Source organism: Streptomyces sp. H27-H5 (genome assembly GCF_026627505.1).
Taxonomy (GTDB): Bacteria; Actinomycetota; Actinomycetes; order Streptomycetales; family Streptomycetaceae; genus Streptomyces.
In genome coordinates this window covers 12518-31262 of the sequence record NZ_JAPNLK010000094.1, presented here as the reverse complement: position 1 = coordinate 31262, position 18745 = coordinate 12518, and the positions used below count along the sequence as shown (strand labels likewise).

General features: G+C 69.4%; 16 protein-coding genes. 8 read left to right on the top strand and 8 right to left on the bottom strand.

The genetic code is table 11. The features are described from left to right. Positions 1–174: 174 nt before the first annotated feature. The 3 genes from OTB19_RS33720 to OTB19_RS33710 all read left to right on the top strand — a co-directional run bounded on the left by OTB19_RS33720 (position 175) and on the right by OTB19_RS33710 (position 4920). Positions 175–576, top strand: a complete 402-nt coding sequence (locus tag OTB19_RS33720) for a plasmid mobilization protein (RefSeq protein WP_267802523.1) — start codon at positions 175–177, stop codon at positions 574–576. Next, complete coding sequence (locus tag OTB19_RS33715; protein ID WP_267802522.1) at positions 573–3047, top strand: relaxase/mobilization nuclease domain-containing protein; 2475 nt, start codon at positions 573–575, stop codon at positions 3045–3047. Before OTB19_RS33720 ends, OTB19_RS33715 begins: the two co-directional genes overlap by 4 nt. Before the next feature lie 1396 nt (positions 3048–4443). After that, complete coding sequence (locus tag OTB19_RS33710) at positions 4444–4920, top strand: hypothetical protein (RefSeq protein WP_267802521.1); 477 nt, start codon at positions 4444–4446, stop codon at positions 4918–4920. 69 nt (positions 4921–4989) lie between these two features. Here OTB19_RS33710 and OTB19_RS33705 read toward each other — a convergent pair whose 3' ends face one another. The 8 genes from OTB19_RS33705 to OTB19_RS33670 are packed head-to-tail and all read right to left on the bottom strand — an operon-like array spanning position 4990 to position 13199. Next, positions 4990–5592 (bottom strand): DUF4913 domain-containing protein, encoded by a 603-nt coding sequence (locus tag OTB19_RS33705; RefSeq protein ID WP_267802520.1) that lies wholly within the window; start codon positions 5590–5592, stop codon positions 4990–4992. Next, positions 5589–7343: a type IV secretory system conjugative DNA transfer family protein gene (locus OTB19_RS33700; protein ID WP_267802518.1), complete on the bottom strand. Its 1755-nt coding sequence runs from the start codon at positions 7341–7343 to the stop codon at positions 5589–5591. The genes OTB19_RS33705 and OTB19_RS33700 overlap by 4 nt, the downstream gene beginning before the upstream one ends. After that, positions 7340–8854, bottom strand: coding sequence for an ATP-binding protein (locus tag OTB19_RS33695; RefSeq protein ID WP_267802516.1), 1515 nt, complete (start codon positions 8852–8854; stop codon positions 7340–7342). The genes OTB19_RS33700 and OTB19_RS33695 overlap by 4 nt, the downstream gene beginning before the upstream one ends. Before the next feature lie 10 nt (positions 8855–8864). Beyond that, positions 8865–10307 (bottom strand): SCO6880 family protein, encoded by a 1443-nt coding sequence (locus OTB19_RS33690; protein ID WP_267802515.1) that lies wholly within the window; start codon positions 10305–10307, stop codon positions 8865–8867. Positions 10308–10310: 3 nt separating this feature from the next. Next, complete coding sequence (locus tag OTB19_RS33685; RefSeq protein ID WP_267802513.1) at positions 10311–11816, bottom strand: hypothetical protein; 1506 nt, start codon at positions 11814–11816, stop codon at positions 10311–10313. After that, complete coding sequence (locus OTB19_RS33680; protein ID WP_267802512.1) at positions 11813–12574, bottom strand: hypothetical protein; 762 nt, start codon at positions 12572–12574, stop codon at positions 11813–11815. The genes OTB19_RS33685 and OTB19_RS33680 overlap by 4 nt, the downstream gene beginning before the upstream one ends. 10 nt (positions 12575–12584) lie before the next feature. Continuing rightward, the gene (locus OTB19_RS33675) at positions 12585–12896 is read right to left on the bottom strand and encodes a hypothetical protein (protein ID WP_267802511.1); all 312 of its coding nucleotides are present in this window, start codon (positions 12894–12896) and stop codon (positions 12585–12587) included. A gap of 12 nt (positions 12897–12908) precedes the next feature. Beyond that, complete coding sequence (locus OTB19_RS33670) at positions 12909–13199, bottom strand: hypothetical protein (RefSeq protein ID WP_267802510.1); 291 nt, start codon at positions 13197–13199, stop codon at positions 12909–12911. Between the two features lie 265 nt (positions 13200–13464). Here OTB19_RS33670 and OTB19_RS33665 point away from each other — a divergent pair, with 265 nt between their 5' ends. The 5 genes from OTB19_RS33665 (at position 13465) to OTB19_RS33645 (ending at position 18661) form a co-directional block, all read left to right on the top strand. Next, positions 13465–13935: a helix-turn-helix transcriptional regulator gene (locus OTB19_RS33665; protein ID WP_267802509.1), complete on the top strand. Its 471-nt coding sequence runs from the start codon at positions 13465–13467 to the stop codon at positions 13933–13935. Beyond that, positions 13932–15029: an NlpC/P60 family protein gene (locus OTB19_RS33660; RefSeq protein ID WP_267802508.1), complete on the top strand. Its 1098-nt coding sequence runs from the start codon at positions 13932–13934 to the stop codon at positions 15027–15029. The genes OTB19_RS33665 and OTB19_RS33660 overlap by 4 nt, the downstream gene beginning before the upstream one ends. 814 nt (positions 15030–15843) lie before the next feature. Further along, the gene (locus tag OTB19_RS33655; RefSeq protein WP_267802507.1) at positions 15844–16671 is read left to right on the top strand and encodes a ParA family protein; all 828 of its coding nucleotides are present in this window, start codon (positions 15844–15846) and stop codon (positions 16669–16671) included. 137 nt (positions 16672–16808) lie between these two features. Continuing rightward, positions 16809–16967, top strand: a complete 159-nt coding sequence (locus OTB19_RS33650; protein WP_267802506.1) for a hypothetical protein — start codon at positions 16809–16811, stop codon at positions 16965–16967. A 230-nt stretch (positions 16968–17197) separates the two neighbouring features. Continuing rightward, entirely contained in the window at positions 17198–18661 is a 1464-nt protein-coding gene (locus OTB19_RS33645) for a hypothetical protein (RefSeq protein ID WP_267802505.1), read from the top strand. Positions 18662–18745: the final 84 nt, after the last annotated feature.

The following is an 18745-nucleotide window of genomic DNA, read 5'->3' as shown; positions in this document are numbered from 1 at the left end:
GTGTGAGGCCGCGCGCCGCCCTACCCCGGCACCCACCCCCAGCGGCCTCCATAGTCGGAGCAAGTTAGTGGATAACCTATGGTTATCCGGCCCAGTGGCCCTGATCTCGCTATGCTCGACCTACCGGGGCCACTGTTTTTGGTCCGGGGACGGACCATCCTGGGAAGGGATTTGATGGAGCAGAAGACGCCCGCCAGACGCCGAGCGCGACGCAGTGACGCACCGCGCAAAAAGCAGATCAACATCAGCTTGAGCGAGCTTGAGTACGCCACCCTCTACACGGCAGCCACGAGCGCCGGCCTGTCGGTCGGCGCCTACGTGGCGAACGCGTCCCTGGCCGTCGCCAAAGAGGAAGTCAACCCGGCCCCTGTCGACCAGAAAGACAAGCTGAGAACCCTTGCCGACGCGCGAGTCTCAGTGAACCGAATCGGGAATAACGCGAACCAGATCGCCGCGGTTCTGAACAGCCGGGGCGAGGCGACGCCCCCACAGGTGACAGCGGTGATGGTCCGCTGTGCAAAGGCAGTGGAGACGCTGGACGCTGCAACGCTGGCAGTCATGGAGGGGCGAGTTTGATTCCAAAGAAGGCCAAGGCCGGCGGCCGGACGACTGGTCTCCTGTACTACCTGTACGGGCCGGGCCGGGCGAACGAGCACACGGACCCCCACATGGTCGCCGCGTGGGACGCCGGCGTGGGCGATCCGGCGTTGGATTCCGGTGCCACGATCACGACTCTGGGCATGCTCCTGGACGCTCCGTTGATGATGCTGGACGGGCCGAAGCCAGATCAGCACGTCTACCACGTTCCGGTCCGTTTGGACCCCGGGGACCGAACGTTGACGGATGCCGAGTGGGCCGAGGTAGCACGCGAGATTATGGATGCTTCGGGTATCGCCCCGAAGGATGACCCGATGGGCGCCCGATGGGTTGCCGTGCGGCATGCCGACGATCACATTCATATCGTGGCCACCCTTGCTCGGCAGGACGGCCGGGCCCCGGATGTCCGCCGGGACATCCCGAAGATGCAGGCGAGAGCCAGGGAGCTGGAGAAGCGTTACGGACTGCGCCAGCTCACGAGTGGTGATAAAACAGCGAGCCGGTGGCCGACCGCCGAGGAGAAGGCGAAGGCGGAGAGGAAGGGCCGCGAGGAGACACCGCGCGAGACCCTCCAACAGACCGTCCGACGGGCGGCCGCCGGAGCTCATTCCGATGACGAGTTCTTTGCCGCGATCACGTCCGCAGGTCTACGACTGAACAAGCGCGTGGCACCAGATGGGGCAGTTACCGGCTACTCCGTTGCGCTGCCCGGAGACCGAACGGCCGGAGGCCGCGCCGTCTGGTTTTCCGGCTCACGGCTGGCACCAGACCTTTCGCTCCCCCGCGTCCGCGAACGCTGGAGCGCGGGTGCCGGCTCCAGCACGTCACCGGGTGTCGGCACGGTGCCCAGCCGGGCCGCCGCCTGGCAGCTTGCGGCCGGGCACGTGCACCAGGCCGCCGCCGTCCTCGGGCAGGCCGGGAACGAAGCCGGGGCCGGTGAAATGGTGGCCCTGGCCGATTTCCTGGCCACCTACGCGGCCCAGGCGCCGGAAGCGGTCCGCGACGAGTTGAGGACCGCAGCCCGCGCGTTTGAAAGGGCCGGCCGCGCGCCGACGAGCCGCCGCATGGACAGCGAGGCCAGCGCCCACCTGCGCACCGCGACGCAGCTACTCGTCACCGGAGCATCGGCCATCGCCAGCGGAGGAGAAGCAGCGGCGGCCATCGCAATTCTCGTTGCCGTCGCCCTGGCCATCACGGCCGCGATGCGATGGCACCAGGCCGCCCAGCACGCCGCCCAGGAGCGAGCAGCGGTGCAGGCCGGTACACACCTGCGAGCCGCCACCGAGATGGCGTACGGTGCCGGCGGAAGCCGTCGACCAGGACGAGGCAGCCGGGCCGCCTGGCAGCGTACGGCGATGGAGCCGGACGGGCCGGCTCTGGTCGAGGCGTACGCCCCCGTCGTCCGCGCCGCACTCCCCCACCTGGCGGAAACCATCCTTGGCGAGGCAGCGTGGCCGGCCCTGGCGGCCACACTGCGCCAGGCGGAGAACGCCGGCTACGACCCGGGCCTGGTGCTCGCGCGCGTCGCATCGCTCCGCGGATTCGATGACGTCGACAGCACCGCCGAGGTACTCGTCTGGCGACTGCAACGGCAGATGGACAGCGACGCGCGGAACGCGTCGACTGGAGACGGACCGGCGATCCCGCCGCAGCAACAGCCCACACCAGTCACACCGCAGGCGGGGGGCAAGCTGGTCCGGTGGACGATCAGCCACAGCGAGTTTGTGAACGAGGCGGATCGCACGATCGTTGACGCCGAGGGCACCGGATATCTGCCCGAGGGAGTGACGGCGGAGGCGTACGCGGCTGAACGGCTACAGGAGTATGTGGCCACAATGCGCAAGGGTGATCCGAGCCGCTACGCCGTGAGTCTGCGCGACGGGGAGATGCAGAGAGGGAATCGCCTGGCCTACCTCCCCGAAGGAAGCGTGACGGCCAGGCCGCCGCGTCCCTCCGATGTCTCCTCCAGCGACAGCGACGACACCGCGGATTCGGGTGCGAGGACCTCACCGCCGCCGGTGGTGGGACAAGAGCCGGTGGCGATTGAGGACATGCCGCTAGGTGTGGACGCGACCGCGACCACGTTCGGGGAAGCTGTCCGCCAAGCGGTCCCGGAATATGCGGCGTCCGTGCTCGCGGACCCCGCTGCCCCAACCCTGGCCGCCTACCTCATCAAGGCGGCGGGGGAAGGGCACGAACCGGCGCAGATTCTCGCCGAGGTGGTCGCGTCCCGAGACCTGGCCGACGCGGACAACGTGGCTCAGGTTCTCACCTGGCGAATGCAAGGGAGATTGCAGAAGGCCAGCACCCCGGTCTCACTCCCCCGCATCCCCAGAAGGGCAGGACCCGCCCGCCCGCAGGGTGCGGCACCAGGAGAGCGGAGCGCTGCCGAGCGAGCCGCGCAGGAGGCCGTACAGCGCCGGAACGCGACGCGCGGACCCCGGCGGTAGGCCAGCTAGTCCGGGCCGTTACACGGGCGGGAAAACTGCCTACGTGACGGCCCTCGGACAGCTAGCGTCAGGTACAGGAGACCTGTGGAGATGAGGACATGATGATGGCTCAGGACGAGGGGAACCCGTGAGCGATACCAACCCGATGGAGCAGGCCGGAGGGCAGGCGGCCCAGACGGCCGCCGTCGCGCTGCAAGTGCTTGTGATGGTGGCCCAGGCTCTACGCGAGCGGCAGCAGCGCGAGGCCGCGGAACGTGCTGCCGCGCCCACGCCCACACCCGCCCCTGTTCGGCAGTCGGCAGACCCGGATCACGAGCGGTACGCGCACCTTGTGCGGGGCACCGTCAAGCCCCCAGAAGTCGCGGAGGCGATGGTGAGTTCCACGCAGTGGCCGCAGCTCGCCAACGAGCTGAAACGCTTGGAGGCCTCAGGCGTCAACGTGGCCCAGTTCCTCGGCGACGCAGCCCCCGTGATCGCACGCATGGACACCGACCTGCGGGCAGGGTCGACAACACCGGGTGTCACCGTGCCGACGACCACGAGCCAGCCGAGAAATCCTTGGGCGCCCCCGCCCGGCCAGGAATCCGGGAAGAGCAAGGAGCCCCGGGCCGGCATCGGGGAGCGAATGAAGGAAGGAGGAAAAGACCTGTTGGACAAGGTACGGGGGCGACAGAAACCCGTACTCGGCGACCGTGCCAGCGAGCTCGCACGCCTCGGAATCGGACAGCAGGAGAATGCCCGATTGGTCATCGTGGCCCGCGAGTCCCTGGCCGATGAGCATGCGTTGGGCCGGCTGGTCACCTCCCGGGAGTGGCCGACCATCGCCAAGCAGATGAAGGACCTGCAAGGCAGTGGGCACAATCCTCGGGAGGCTCTGGCCGGCGTCCCCGTCCGTATCCAGCAGGCAGCAGCCGCAGGCATCACGCTCACGCCCGCAGAAGCGGCCCGCGGATTGCTCGGCGACCAAGCCAAGAGCCCGTCGGCCCCGACGGCTGCACCGGCCCCGACGGCTGCACCGGCCCCGACGGCTGCACCGGCCCCGACAGCAGCGCCAGCGCCGACCCAGGCCACGGCCTCAACCCAGGCCCCAACCCAAGCCCCGACGGTGGCGCGGCCGGGGCCGTGGCCGTGGCCGGCGGCCGCCCCGACCCCGGCCGCCCCGACCCCGGCCCCGGCGTCCACGTCGGCCCCCACGGCCGCCACCGCGTCGACCCGGACCGCGAGCCCAATGGGGAGTCCGACGCCGACGACGGATGCCCGAGCGTCGGCAGCATCCGCGAAGTCCACCACCGCTACGCCTGGCGTGACGCCGCCACCGGGGCCGGCGGCCGCGCCCGCAAGCCCTGCGGCCCAGCCGACCCCGGCCCGGACCCACGGACGATAGGAACGAGCAGCGATGAATTCGAGTTTCCGCACCCCCGGCAGGCCGGCGAGCGACGAGCCGACGAGCAAGAGCACAACGTCCGCCAGCAGCAGTACAGGCGAGACCGGAACGGATGACGCGGAGGACCGACGGCACGCGGCCGCGCTCGCCCGCAGCAGTACCGACCAGCGGTCCCGGGCCGATGCCGCACTCGGGGAGGCCGACGAGGCCCGAGGCCGCGCGGCCGAGGCCGCAGGACGCGGCGACATCGCCACGGCCGGGGCGGAATGGAGCGACGCCGCAGGCCTTGACGGACTGTCCGCGCACGAGGCCACGGGCGCGGACATCGACGCGCGCGCAGCAGCCGCAGCCGCGAAGTCGCCGAGCGTGCCGGCAGCGAAGAAGGGCGGCCGCCGGACGACCGCCGGGAAGACGGCGCCGACTCAGGCGCGCGGGCCGGAACGCGCACCGACTCCGCCGCCGGGAGCACCCCGCCGCAACATCGCGTAGTCCGCGCCGACGAAGAAGGGCCGGAGGGAGAACATCCCTCCGGCCCTTTTAGCTTGTACACGTTAACCGTCAGACGGTGGCAGGCTTCGCCTCGGCGACGGCGGTCCGGGGCGGCAGCGGTGCCACCGGGGGCACCGGTAGTACGTCGTGCTGGACTCGGTCCGGGTTGGTCATGCAGGCGACGAAAGGGCCGTCGGCGGCGCGGAGGTGGACCATCGCGGGGTCCAGGTGGTCACGGTGCCAGACGGACGGGCCGGTGCGTCCGCACGTCTCGGGGTCGGTGAGTTCCTGCCAGGCCAACCACAGCGCATGGAGCCGCGCGACGGCCGCCGGGTGGGCCCACCAGGACGCGCACCAGGTGGCCGACGAGGAGACCTCACCGAGGTAGGTGGGGACGAGGAGGTTCGTTACCCAGTCCGCCAGGGCTTCGAGTTCGGCCGTGTATTTCTCCTTGGGCAGCCAGAGGATGAACGGCGGCGTTTTCGGCTTCTCCTTCCCACCGTCGGAGTCCTTTCCGTCGCCGTCCTGGCCGCCGCTGGTGGCCACCGCGGACGCCACCTGTTCCACCTTGTTCGTGGTGGTCTCCAGCTGTGAGGCGAAGGCCGCGATGTTGGCTTTGATGTCCTCCAGGTCTTCGGCCAGGCCGTCCAGGGTGGGCGTGTCGTCGGTCATGCCGAGAGCACCTTTCGGCTCGCGCGGTTGGCGATCTCTGCGATTTCGACGTTGGAGTCTGCCGTGAGGTCGGCGGCGTTCGGCTCCAGGTACCAGGGCCGCAGGCGGATCATGCCGACGCGTACGCCGGTCACGAGCAGCAGGGCCCGGCCCTTGGGCAGCGCGCGGATGTCCGCCGCTTCCATGACGCGCTCGCGCCGGCGCGACGTGCTGACGCTGCGGCCCGTCGATCCGTGGGACACGGAGCTTTCGGAGACCTTGTGCTCACCGATGAGCCGGCTGACTTTCTCGGCGAATTCGGCGTCATCGAGGCCGGCGCCGAGAACCTTGACGGTGGCCGCGCCCCACATCGAATCCATGCCCGACTCACCCCAGACGCGGACGCCCTGGCGGTAGCTTTGGAGGATGGTTGTCACCGGGATGCCCCGGGACCCCAGGTGCGAGTAGAGGTCTGGCAGGTCTTCGATGCGGCACACGTTGGCGGCCTCATCCAGTACGGCGGGCAACGGCGGGTCGAGCCGGCCGCCGGCTCGCTCGGCGGCCGCCATCGCCGCGCGGAGTACCGCATCAGCGGCGGCCGCGATGACGCCGGCCGCAGAGCCGCCGCCGTCCTTGGAGAGCAGATACAGCGAGTCCTTCGACTTCACGAAGTCGTCGGGGCGGAACTGCGCGGCCGCAGGGTCGGGGGTGACCCAGGCGAGGGTTTCGGGGTCGAGGAGGCAGGCCACGCACTGACGCGCCGTCTCGAAAATCCCGTCGCGGGTGTCGGCCGCACCGGCGACCGTCGAGGCGAGTTGCTGCGCCAAGGCCTCTTTCCCGGCAGCCTTGAGCGCGGCCACGGGGGCCCGGTCGCTCGGCGTCGACAGCCAGGCGAGCACGTCGGAGACGGAGCCGCCCGAGACGGAGGCCGCGTGAAAAAGCGCGGTCAGCAGGTTCTTGGCCGCCCCCATCCAGAAGTCGCCACGGCTCTTTTCGTCCGTGGTCGCCGCGATGAAGTGGGACGCGAGCCGCCCCGCACCCTCGATCGTCCGGGCGGACGCCAACATGTCCCACCACAGGGCCCGGGGAGAGTGAGTGATCCCCTGCGGGTCGATCAGCCAGATCCGGCCGCGCTTGCTGCGTCGAGCCCACGTCACCGCCCACACATCCGGCTTGTTGCTCGTGAGCATCACCGCGCCGGGGGCGCGCAGGACCGTCGGAACGGCGATCGAGGTGGACTTGCCCGAGCGCGGCGCCATGATGGACAACATCACGTCCTCCCAGCTCGCCCGGAGCTCAGGGCCGCGCGCCGCGTCGAGGTTGCCGAGCAGTACGCCCGTGTCGTCAGGCTCTACTTTCTCCACCCCCTTGAGGGACGGCCGCAGCTGACGGGCCCGTGCCGTGATCGCCTTGGGGGCGAGGGGTGCGAGCTCGCGCACCCCCGCGAGCCCGGCACGGTGGGAGAAGAAGCGTTGCCAGACGAAGAATCCGGCGACGCCGAGGCCGACGAGGACGAGCACCAGGAGCACGACGATCCCGACGCCGGCCGCCGTGGTGTGCCCCGGCCAGAGCCGGGCGGGGCCGCCGGAGACCAGGGCCACCGCGGATTTGAAGGTGTAGGCAGGCGGAGCCCACCCGCCCCCCGCGAGGAGGACGCCGAGGGTGCCGCCGATGTAGGCGCCGGTGAACAGGCCGGCACCGCCCACGATGACGCCGAGGACGGCGAGGGGAGCCCCCGCGCCAGCCCCGCCGCCGTTGCCGGAATCGTTCACGCCGTCACTCCCTTGCTGATCGTCTTGGGGTCCGTCTCGTACAGCCGGCGTTCCGCTTCGGTCAGCGCGAGCCGGACGGGGGTGCCGGGGCGGGTGCCCAGCCGGAGCATGTATTTGCCCCGGCCGGGGTGGACCTGGCGGGTGCCGTCCAGGCCGGTGCCGGAGGAGGACGACCACGAGGCGATCATGGCGATTTCCGCATCCGTCAGGGGCCGTTGCGCCGACACCCGTTCGAGTTCGCCAACGCTCAGCGCGCCCAGGATCATCGAGTCACAGCGGTCGATCATGCCCATGGCCTTGGCCCGGTCCTCGGGGGTGGGCAGCGACTCGGGGTCCCGCAGGCTGTGTGTGATCATGAGCGTGACCTCACGCCGAGCCCGGTTGAGCCGAGTCATGGAATCGAACGCATTGACGATGCCGGGGCCGGCTCGCAGAGCCCGCCACATTTCGTCAAGCGGCAGCACAAGCGGCGAGTTCATCAGGCCGACAGCGCGGGCCGAGTCGATGCTGCTGTACGCGTACGCCCACGTCGCCAGCAGGCCGGCGGACACGACCTGATCGCCGGCCGTCAGCAGGGTGGACAGGTCGACGGACAGCGCCGGGGCGTCGAGGTCGAGCGGCCGGGTGGTCGGCCCGTCGAAGAGACCGGCGAGCGGCCCATCGCACAGGTTCTCCAGCGCGTGCGTGACCTGGCGGACCAAGGCCCGGTAGTCGTCTTCCGTGTCCACCATGAGCTGTGCCCGCAGCTCTGCGGGCCCTTCCCGGAGCACCTTCACCACGTCAGGAATGACCGGGTCTTCCTCCCCAATCAGTGCGGCCGCCACGAGCCGGATCGCCTTTTCCACGCAGTTGCGTTCGGACGAGTCGGGCCGCCGGTCCATTTCCGTGGTCAGCAGAGCGTGAAGGAGTTCGCTGCGGCGACCGTTCATTTCCGAGAGCAGGGCGTCCCGGCGGCCGGCGCCGAGGGTCGGCAGGATCTTTCGGAGCGGGCCGGAGTCGAGCGGGTTGAGTCGGTCGAGGCCGCGACCGATCCGCACGACCTGGCCGCCGAGCTCGCGGACCAGGCCCGTGTACTCCCCTTTGACGTCACCAGGCACTACGAGCTTGTGGCCGTACGAGGTGTACACGAGGCAGATGCGTTTGGCGATGGCGGACTTTCCCACACCCGGTTGCGCCATGATCCACACGCCCGGGTTGGTCAGCAGGGTGCCGATCCACCCGGACGGGTCGAAGCACACCAACTCATGGGTGAGCTGGTCATACCCGATCGGCACGCCCTCGGGCGGCAGGCCGCCGCCGAGGACGAAGGGGTACAGCCCCGCGGTCTGCTTGGTCGAGCTCATGTAGACGGCGCCGGGGTCCAGGAGGGCGGCCCGGCCACGGCCGGCGCCCCTCCAGCCCCAGCGGGATGGGATCACGCGCGGGTTGAGGCCACCGCCACCGGTAGGCTCGCTCCCGGTCGTCCCGGCGGTTACGCCCCGCCGGGACGACTTCTTGATGATCTTGCTCATGACGCCTTTCTCAAAGCAGAGGGTTGATGCCGACCGGCAGGCCCACGACCAGGGCCGCGCTCTGGCCGCCGAACGCGGGACGGAACCGCAGGCCGCCGGAGCTGCGGGCAGCCTTTTCGATCTCTCGCCGGGCGGCAGGCAGGTCGGCCAGACTGTCCACGGTGGTGGTCACGTAGATGGACCACTGGACCATCCCCGCGCCCATCGCCTCTTCCTCAGCCGTGCGTTCCGCGTTTACGGCGTCGACGCGCTCACGCCGTGTCGACGTGCGCTTGGTGCGCTCGCGGTACTGGCGGCGTGCGTCGTTGGCGTTGACCTCCAGCTCAACGACCGCTTGCGCCTCATGGGTGGGCAGCACGCGGTAGATGAGAGTGACGCGCCGGGTGAACTTCCCCGGCGCCAGCAGCTTCAACAGCGTGTCGTACGCGACCATCTTGCGGGGTGCTTCACGGAGCACCCACGAGGTGCTGTAGTGGCCATCGTGCTGGTAGTGCGTCCACTCGTCCTCGGCGGCGACCGGTCCCACCTCGTGCCACACGAGTTCATCGATCTGTTCGGCCGGGGCGTCCATGTCGGACGGTACGAATGCACCCCTCACGATCCGCTTGATGTCCAGGTCCGTGGCACGCCGCAGGACATCCACGCCCGCCCCGGACAGGTCCACCGCGTCCAGCGCACCCAGGGTGACCGCCGCGGATTCGGCCGGCCCCGTGGGCTTCTCCGGCGAGGCGGCCGGGTCGATCACGAGACTGAGCCAGGCCGCCATCTGTGCGCTGGCCCGGGGGGCACCCTCCACAAGCTCGCGGATCGCCTGGCGGGCGAGGGCCGGTGCCGCCGGGTCGAGGCGGCCCCGAACGTGATCGGAGAGCGCGGCGCCGCTGGACGGCGTGATCTGTAGCGTGACGGCCGCCATCTGCACGCCGTCTTCATCGGCGAGCCGCGCGAGGGTGTCGCCCCAGGCGGTCACCTGAGAGCGGACCGTGGCGCCGGAGGCAAGCAGGGAGCCGGCGGGGTTCAACAACAAGGCCGCCGTCATGGTGCCGGTCCGCTGGTTCCAGACCAAGCCGGTGGAGCCCCTGCCGTCCGCTGCCTCGGCGCGGATCAGCTTGGTGGGGGCGACCATGCCCGGCAGGGCGAGCGCTTCCGGCGAGGGCAGGAAAACGGACCGGTAGGAGGTCTCCCCGCGCATGTTGGCGAGGGTCCAGCGGGCCCGGCCGATCGCGTACGACATCAGCGGCATGCCGTGCCGCTGCCACACCGTCAGGAGGATGACCGCCAGGGCGACCGGCACGGTGACCGCCAGGGTACTCAGCGGGCCGCCGAGGATCAGGACCATGATCGGTGTGAGCATCGAACCGACGACGACCACCGTCTGAGTCGAGTTCAGGGCGGCGATGCCCATGCTTTTCGATCGCCGCCACCCTCCATACAGGGGTTGGGTTTCTGTGCTCATGGCCTACTCCGTTCCGCCGACGGTGCCGCCGGCCTTTTTGATCGCTGCTTGTCCTGCCTCGGCCGCGACCATGGCGATGGCCACCGGCGGAGCCGCCGCCGTGGCGGTTGTGGCCGCCGTGCTCGCGCCGGTCGATGCCGTCTCGGCCGCCGTGGTGGCCGCCTCGGTCGCGGCTTCCGGACTGCCGCCCTGCTGGGGAATGTTCGCCTGGCGTACGGCGCTGGACCCGGAGTCGCCGTCGTCGCCCCCGCCACCGCCCCCGCTGGCCGGGCCGCTGCGGTCCATGTCGGCCGCGTGCTGAGACGCCGACGTGGGAGCGTCGCCGCCCCCGCCGCCGCCCGCGCCGCCCATCTGCGAGGCCATGGCGTTGCCCGCCATGCTCAGCGCTCCCGCGAATCCGCCGCCCGAGCTCACCGCGCCACCGATTGATGCGCCGATGGGGGCGAAGAGCGCGAAAAGGGATTTGAGGGCGACCACGGAAAGGCCGAGGGTGACGATGCCTCGGATGAAGTCGATGATCCCGTTTCCGTAGGCCATTTCCACGAAGCCCACGGAGATGATCAGGGCCGCGATCGGCTTGTAAATGATGATCACCATGATTGCGGTGAACGTGCGGGGAAGCCACTGCCGGGTGCTCTCGCCGCCGAGCTGTCCGGCGCCCGCGATCGGCAGGATGAGCGCCTGAATCGGGATCGCCGCTTGCCGGAGGAAGAGCATCACGATTTGCACCCCACCGACCAGGAAGACGATCAGGGCGACGGCCAGGAGGCCGATCGGGTTGACAAGGGCCGGCAGGAGCATGACGGCCATGCGGTCGGGTACGTCGTCGCCGCCGAACCCGACATAGAGAATCATTTTGGTGAGCTCGTCAGATGCGATCAGCAAGGCGTCGATGATCGCGATACCTGCCGCACTCACCAGCATGTTGACCATGAGGCCTTGGACCAGGTGGGCGAGGGGAGTGCCCTTGCGCTGGATGATCGTTTTGATTCCCTGAATCATCACGAGCAGTGTGGCGATACCCGCGCCGATGCCCATCATCAGCCCGTGCAGACTGAGTTTCTTCGTTGGGTCGGATGATGCTGTATCGCCGAGTACCCCCGAATCTTTTACCTGTACCGAGGGTGTCATGAGCCACCAGCCGAGGCCGATGCGCATGAATTCACCGACGAATTCGGCCATGCTTTTGGCCGCGTCGCCGAGAACGGAATCAGCGACCTTCTGTGCTGCCGCGCTCATTACCTTGCCCGTGGCATCGTTGACAGCCTTGCCGCCCTTGATGGCGGTTTTGATGCACGCAGCAGGGCCGTCCGGGGACTTGGGGGCGTTGGGAATGAACCAGGTGGCGCACTTTCCGATGTTCCACCAGTCAACGGTGGGGAGTTTCTGTGCGGCGGCCGGAGCGGCGGCCGCCGGCTGTGCGAGGGCGGCCGGCGCGGCGAGACCGAAGATGAGGGCGAGGGCGGCCACGGTGGCCGCCAGGCGCGCGAGCAGCAGGCGGGGCGTCACAGCCGGTCCCCTTCCTGGATGGCTTTCCACCGGTCTTCGTTGAAGTACGCGGTGCCGATGTCCACCGGCTCGGGCAGCGGCTGACCGGGGTTGGTCGGAACGCCCTTCCAGTCGCCGCCCTCCCAGACGGCCCGGCCGGGGCTGACCACGATGGTGGTGGTCGGTTCGGCGCCGGTCTTGGCCGCGTGGGTGACGCGGAGGAGTACCAGCACGTCCACGGTGTCGCTGTTGACGGCCGAGTACTTCACGCCGATGGGCCACGCGACGAGCGTTGCCCCGGCCGGCAGGGGGCCGGTGTCCGGGATGCCGGCGTACTGCCGGTTTCCCTTGGCGCCGTCCTCTGCGGCGGTGGCCATCTGGTCGCGGTATTGGGCGGACGAGTAGGCGAGGATGCCGGCCCGGACCTGCGCCGGGTCCATGTTCCAGGCGTTACGGACGGAGGCCACGGCCATGGCGGCCGCGCCCTCGGGGGTGTGCGGGAACTGCACCGGAAGGTTGCCGGCGGCCTTGGTCGCGCCGTCCGGCAGCTTGACCGTCTCGGCAGGGGCGACGTAGCCGCCATCGTCCGGCCGTACGGTCGGGGTGGGACTCGGTCCCGCGGATTCGGTGGCCTTGGAGTCCGAGGCGGCCTTGGTCGAGTCGCCGCCGGTGAAGGCGATAGCGACGAGGGCGCCGACGAGCACCAGGACCAGGCCGACGAGGAAGAAGAGCGCCCGGCGCATCCGCCGTTGTGCCTGCTGTTGCAGGTTGAGGGTCACGGCCGCCGCCTCAGGTCACGATCGAGGGGACGACGCCAGCGGCGAGGGTGACGACGGACAGGCCGCCGAGCACCCACAGCAGGCCGTTGGCGCCCTCGGCGGCCAGGTGGGAGCGGTTGCGGCGGCCCACCATCATCATGATGCCGCACGCGATGATGCCCAGGATTCCGGCGCCGATGGCGAAGTATTTCGCCCACCCGACCCACTTGGGCATGATCGTGTCCATGCCGGGGGGACTGGCCGGACTCTGGTTCCAGGACTTGGGGTCGTCGGCCAGTGGGGCCATGGCCACTACGTCGTTCAGCGTGCTCAACAGGTGCATGTGCACTCTCTCCTAGTCGGTGAGTCCGAGCTGTCGACGCAGGGCGCCGGCAGCCTTTTGGACGGGTCGGTGGGTGAGGCCGTCGGCGGGGGTGTCCGCCTCCCGCAGCCTCACGAGGTAGGGCACTTCGACGATTCCGAGGACGCGGGGCCGCAGGGTCTTCGTGCGGTAGCTCGCCGCCCGGGGCAGCCGCAGCGGGGCATCCCGCACGACGACCAGGTACGGCCGGGGCACGTCCGGGTGCCACGCGCCGATGAGCTGGACCGCCGAGGCGAGCCCGAAAGCGGTGGACCGGCAGACCACGAGCGGGGTGTAATGCGGTGGCAGGTGTGAACCCTTCCTGAGTTCGAAAGTGCCGCCGTCACCGTCGGGGTCCAACCAACGAGTGATCGTTGATGTTCCCGCTCCACCGTGAGCGCCCACGACGCCGAAGTACCGGGTAGTGCTAGGCCGTTCGGCCGTTGTTGCGCGTTTAACGCGCATCTTCTCACCCCCGTACTGTCGTTGATCTCAGCGTGACGCTACCATGACCTACTGTCAACAGGTACTTATATAAATCGAGGGTCGAATGACTCCATCCAGCGGCATGGCGTCCTTCCGTGCTGATGTGTTGCTGACGCAACGACAGATGGCCGGGCTGAGTTGCGAGGAGCTCGCGCTCCTGGCGCACGTCTCCCCGGAAACCGTCCGTCGAGCGGAGAAGGGGAGAAGCAAGCCGTCCGCCAGGGTCACGAGGGCCTTGGCGGGGGCGCTGCGCCTGCCGCTGGAGGAATTGGCGCCCCCCGCGCCCGAGTTGACGCTCAAACAGCTACGGCAGCAGGCCGGAGCCACACAGCGGGACGTGGCCGGTCGGGCGGGGGTGTCCACGCAGATGGTCAGCCGGGTGGAGAACGGGGTGTACGGGGTGAAGGACAAGGCACGGTGGGCGCACGCCTACGGGGTGACTAAGGCGGTGTGGACGAGAGCGTGGGCGGTAGGCCGCGCGGACCGTCAACGACGCATCAGGTCCCAGCCAGGCAAGGGCGGGGGGACAGAGTGAAAGCGCTGGTCAAGGTTGCGATGGTGGTGGGCGGCACGGTGCCCGTCGCCCTGTTCGGTCTCATCCTCGCGGGTGCCTCGGCGGTCGACGCGTCGGGACGCAGTTCCGGCGGTCTGGTCGGAGGGCTGAACCTGGCCGTCATGCCGGCCGCGGGGAGGCAGTACGCGCCGTGGTACGGGAAGTCCGCAGCGCAGTGCCCCGGAAAGCTGACGCCCGCCATTCTGGCGGCCCAAGGCTGGACGGAGTCCCATTTCAACCCGAACGCCGAGGGTCCCCCGACCCAGTACGGAACCGCAAAGGGGATCGCGCAGTTCATTGACACGACCTGGCCGTCATACGCGGAGGACGCGGACGGAGACGGGACCGCGCGCGGAGCGTACGACCCGGAAGACGCGATCATGGCTCAGGGCAAGTACATGTGCAAGATGGTCAAGGACGCCGAAGCCTCGGGGTACTCCGGCGATCCGGTCAGCCTCGCGCTCGCCGGATATAACGCCGGCTGGGGGTGGGTGCAGTACTACAAGGGTGTGCCCCCCGAGAGGTTCGCGGAAGGCCAGACCTACAACTACGTACGCGAGATCACCGCCAACGCGAAGAAGTGGGCGACGGCCCTCGGCGGCCCCGGCGTCGCAGGCCTCGGTACCGGCAGCGGCCCCGACGCGATACGGCACGCATACAGCCAGTTGGGTATCCCCTACGCGTGGGGAGGCGGCACACCCGGCGGCCCAGGCCTCGGGTTCTGCGACGGCCGCAACGGCTACTTGGACGGCCGTTGCTCCGCCTCGGTCACCAAGGGATTCGACTGTTCGAGCCTGGCCCAATTCGCCTGGTGGCCGAGCGTGAAGCTGCCCAGGACCGCAGCCGACCAGTACGCGGCGACCGCGAGCCGGCCCGTCGCCAGGGGCGAGCTCAAGCCCGGCGACCTTGTGTTCTGGTCCAAGTCCGGACCCGCCGGCATCTACCACGTGGGCCTGTATTTCGGTGACGGGCAAGTCCTGCACGCCCCCCGGACAGGGAAGACGGTCACGATCCAGCCCATGGACGAGGCCATGCCGAAGGGCGACTACGTGGGGGCGACCCGCCCAGGCGCCTGATGTAGGTTCCGGTTCAACTTGTCGCTGTCCGGCCATTTTGTCGTCGGCTTGTCACCCGCTGGGGCAAACCCGCAGGTCGGCTGGCCGAGAGATCTGTCTCAGCGCCCGAACGGGCCGTCTCGGCTGAAGAATCCGACAAGTTCGCTGGACGAATCCGCCGACAAGTCGCCTGGACAGCCAACCAAAGCCGCAGGTCAGCGGAGCGCCAGACGACAAGTCAAATCGGAACCTACACCTGACGAGTTCACGTGTACACGCGAAGCCGCAGCAACGAGAAGTGCCCCGCCGGCCCGAAGGTCGGCGGGGCACTTCGGTTAGGTGCCGGGCCGGCTAGGAGCTCGCCAGCCAGGCGTACTGTTCCCGGCGGTCGACGTAGACCGTCCGGCCCGGCCCGTTCAGCGCGGCCGCGAGAGCCACCAGGTCGTCCGCCCCCTCAGGCGACACCTTCACCGGCTCAGGCTGGACCGGGACGGGCTGGACCGGCACCGAGCAGGCAGGCGCCGGCTCGTTCGGCCGCAGCGGCCAGCCACCCTCAGGCTCCGCCGGCGGGAGGAGCGCCCAGCCGGCCACACCGGCGCCACGAGTCACACCACGCGAGTCACGTACTACTGTCACGGCAGATCCTCCATACAGGATCGAGGCCCCGAAGCGGATCAGGCAGAAGCCGCCCGAGGGCCGAACGTTGAGGGGGTCGGGTGCCAGCCCGGCCCCCTCTCTTGCCTCAGGACTGTACTTGCTTTCTTGCTTGCTAGCTAGCACGCTAGAGGGCGCGTTAGGAAGCGAGAGCGCGAGCTTTGGAGCTAGCATGCGGCCCATGACTGGACCTCAAGTTGTCGGCAGCTACTCGGAGACCGGGGGCGTCACCAAGACGGCCACCGCGGTATCCCTGGCCGTCGCGTACGCGCTGGAATTCCCCGACGAGGACGTGATCCTTGGCGACCTTGACCCCCGGGCCGCAGCAACAAAGTGGACCGGTGCCATCGCCAAGACTGACGACCAGGGGCGGCCGCTAGACATGAGCGCCATTCTGGCCGCCGATGACGTTGAGGGGTGGGCGGACGAAATCGCCGTTCCTCTCGACACGTCGAAGGGGTGGCCAGCGAACTTGCGGATCATCCCGAGCTCACGCCGGCTGTCTGCACAGGAGAAGACGCCGGACGACCACGCCGAGCGGAGGCTAAGGCGGAGCCTGATCGGGACGCAGGCCGGGTTCGTAACCGTTGACTTCCCGAACCGGCAGGGCGGAGTCCTGACGCAGAACGGGCTAACGGCGTGCACGAAGATCGTCTATGCCGCGAAGCCGGACGAAGACGGGTTGGACGGCGTGGACGGCGCCAAACTGACGGTAAGCAAGTTTCACGGCTACTGCGAGGAAGCCGGCTTGCCCAAGTCCCCCCACGAGGTCGGGATCATCCTCGGCGCCGCGTACACCGGCGCCATCTGGACCCGGGACGCCAGGCGGGCCGAGGAGGAGTTCAAGCGGACTTCCCCCGGCATGCTGCTGACCCCGTACGTGGAACAGCGAGTGATCGTGAAGGAGTGCCGCGCTGCCGGAGAGTTCTACTCCCAGTACGGCGGCAGTGCAGGCGGAGACAAGGTGTTCGCGGCGTACCGCGAACTGTTGCTGAACAGGATTCTCTGATGACCGAACGTGAACGCCCCGCCGCTCGACCGAGGTCGGCCCCCGAGACTCCGGACCCTGCGGTGCCCCGGGGCCAGGACATCGGACCCCCGGCGCCGGTGGCCGCTCCGCGGAGGCGGAGGGGGCCGGCTGCGACGGTGCAGCTCAACACCCGCGTTGACCCGGACGTGGACGAGCTGGTGGCCTACGTAGGAGACATGCGCGGGTGGAGCAAGCGCGAGACGGTCGAACACGCCCTGAGGACGGCGTACGCGGCCGAGATCAAGGAATTGAAAGCTCGCAAGGAAGAGAGCTAGAGGGCGAGCTAGGACGCACGCTAGCTAGCTCGCTCTCTAGGAAGCGCGCGAGCGAGAACGAGGGCGAGAGAAAGCCCTGAGGACGCCCGACTACCAGGAAGCGCGTCCCCAGGGCCAACAGGAATGAGGAGCAAAGTCCCCATGCACCACCACCACGTTAAGGCCCGTCGGCGCCAGCCGATGACCACACCGGCCAGCCTGGCCGGAAGCTCGCGGACGGAGTCCACGCGATGACCCTCCGCCCGCTCACCGAGTGGACCAGCGCCCACCCCATCGTGACCGCCCTCGGCGCCCTGGCCTTGGCCCTGGCGGCCGGAGCCGTAGGCCTGAGGGTCTGGAGATCTAAGAGCCGAGACGCCGAGCGCCGCAAGCTGAGCGCCGGCACCCTCGCCGCAATCCTGGCATTCACGATCTGCACGTCGGTCAGCTTGAACACCGGTTTCAGGTTCACCGGCGACGTGCACAAGGGATTGGGCATGACGAGCATGCCCGAGCGCATCTTGGCTTGCGCCGCCTTCGAAAGCCTGATCGCCATGTGTGTGCTGGGCGCCCGCGAGCGCATGGCCCGGCCCGAGGGCGACCACAGCCCCGGGTGGTACGGCAGCGCCGTGTGGATCTTCGCCGCCCTGTCGGCCGTCCCCGCGTGGGCCGAGGGCGGAGGCTTCGGGCCCGGCACCCTCGTACGGATCATCGTCGGGTCGTTCGGCAGTGCGCTGGCCGCTCACTCCGCCCTCGGGCTGGAGCTGCGGCACCGCACCGGCGACGAGTCGCAGACCGCGATGGCCCAGATCATCCGCGAACTGCGCGAGCGCCTCATGGCCCGCATGGGGCTGGCTCACCGTGCCCTCTCGGCACAGGAGATCGCCCAGGACCGCGCCATGTCCAAGGCGGTCGACCTGGCCGACCGCTACGAGCGCCTCGGCGGCGCCAAGACGAAGTGGAGGGGAAGGCGAATCGCCCGCCGCATGGGCATCTGGCAGGACCGCGCCGGCGTCAGCACGGACGACGCAAAGCGCGACCTCTACCGCCAGCGCGTGGCTCACCGCCAGTTCGCGACGGCCCTGCACGTCGGCGAAGACGAATCGCCGTGGGCTCAGCCGAGCGTGGCCCGACAGCGCGCGCGGGGTCTGGAGGACCTGGAGAAGCACGCCGGGCACATCGAGGACCTGGCCGCCGAGGCCGAGGCGGCCCTACTGACAAGCATCGGCACACCCAGCACAACCACGGCGGCACACGGCGTCACACCGCTGCCCGCGCCGCGTGCCGAAGTCGTGCCCCCGCTCGACATTGCCCCCGCCGACGAGGCGGAAGCCGACTGCATCGACGGCGACGAGGAGCCCACCGGCGACCCCGCTACCGCAGCAGCGGCACACGGCGGCACACCCGGCATCATCACGGCACGAGTGCCGCAGGACGCCAACGAGGAAGAGCCGCAGCAGCCGGAGCGTGCCCCCCTGCGGGACCTGAAGTCCTACCCGACGAAGCGGGCCGCCATCGAAGCGCTGTACGCCCACACCATCACGGACGACGGCAGCAGGACCACGAACGCGATCGTTGAAGACCTGTTGGCGGTGCTCGCAAAGGCCGGCATGAAGCTGGACCGGGGATCGGCAAACCGATACATCGGAGCCCTGCGGGACCCGGCCGACGGGAGCGGAGCCGAGGCCGAGGACCGCGAGTTGGTCGAGGCGTGATGCAGCCAAACACAGGGGGCGCGGCCGACCAGCCGCGCCCCCGGCATACCAGCGGCACACGTTTGCCGACCCGGACCACAGGGG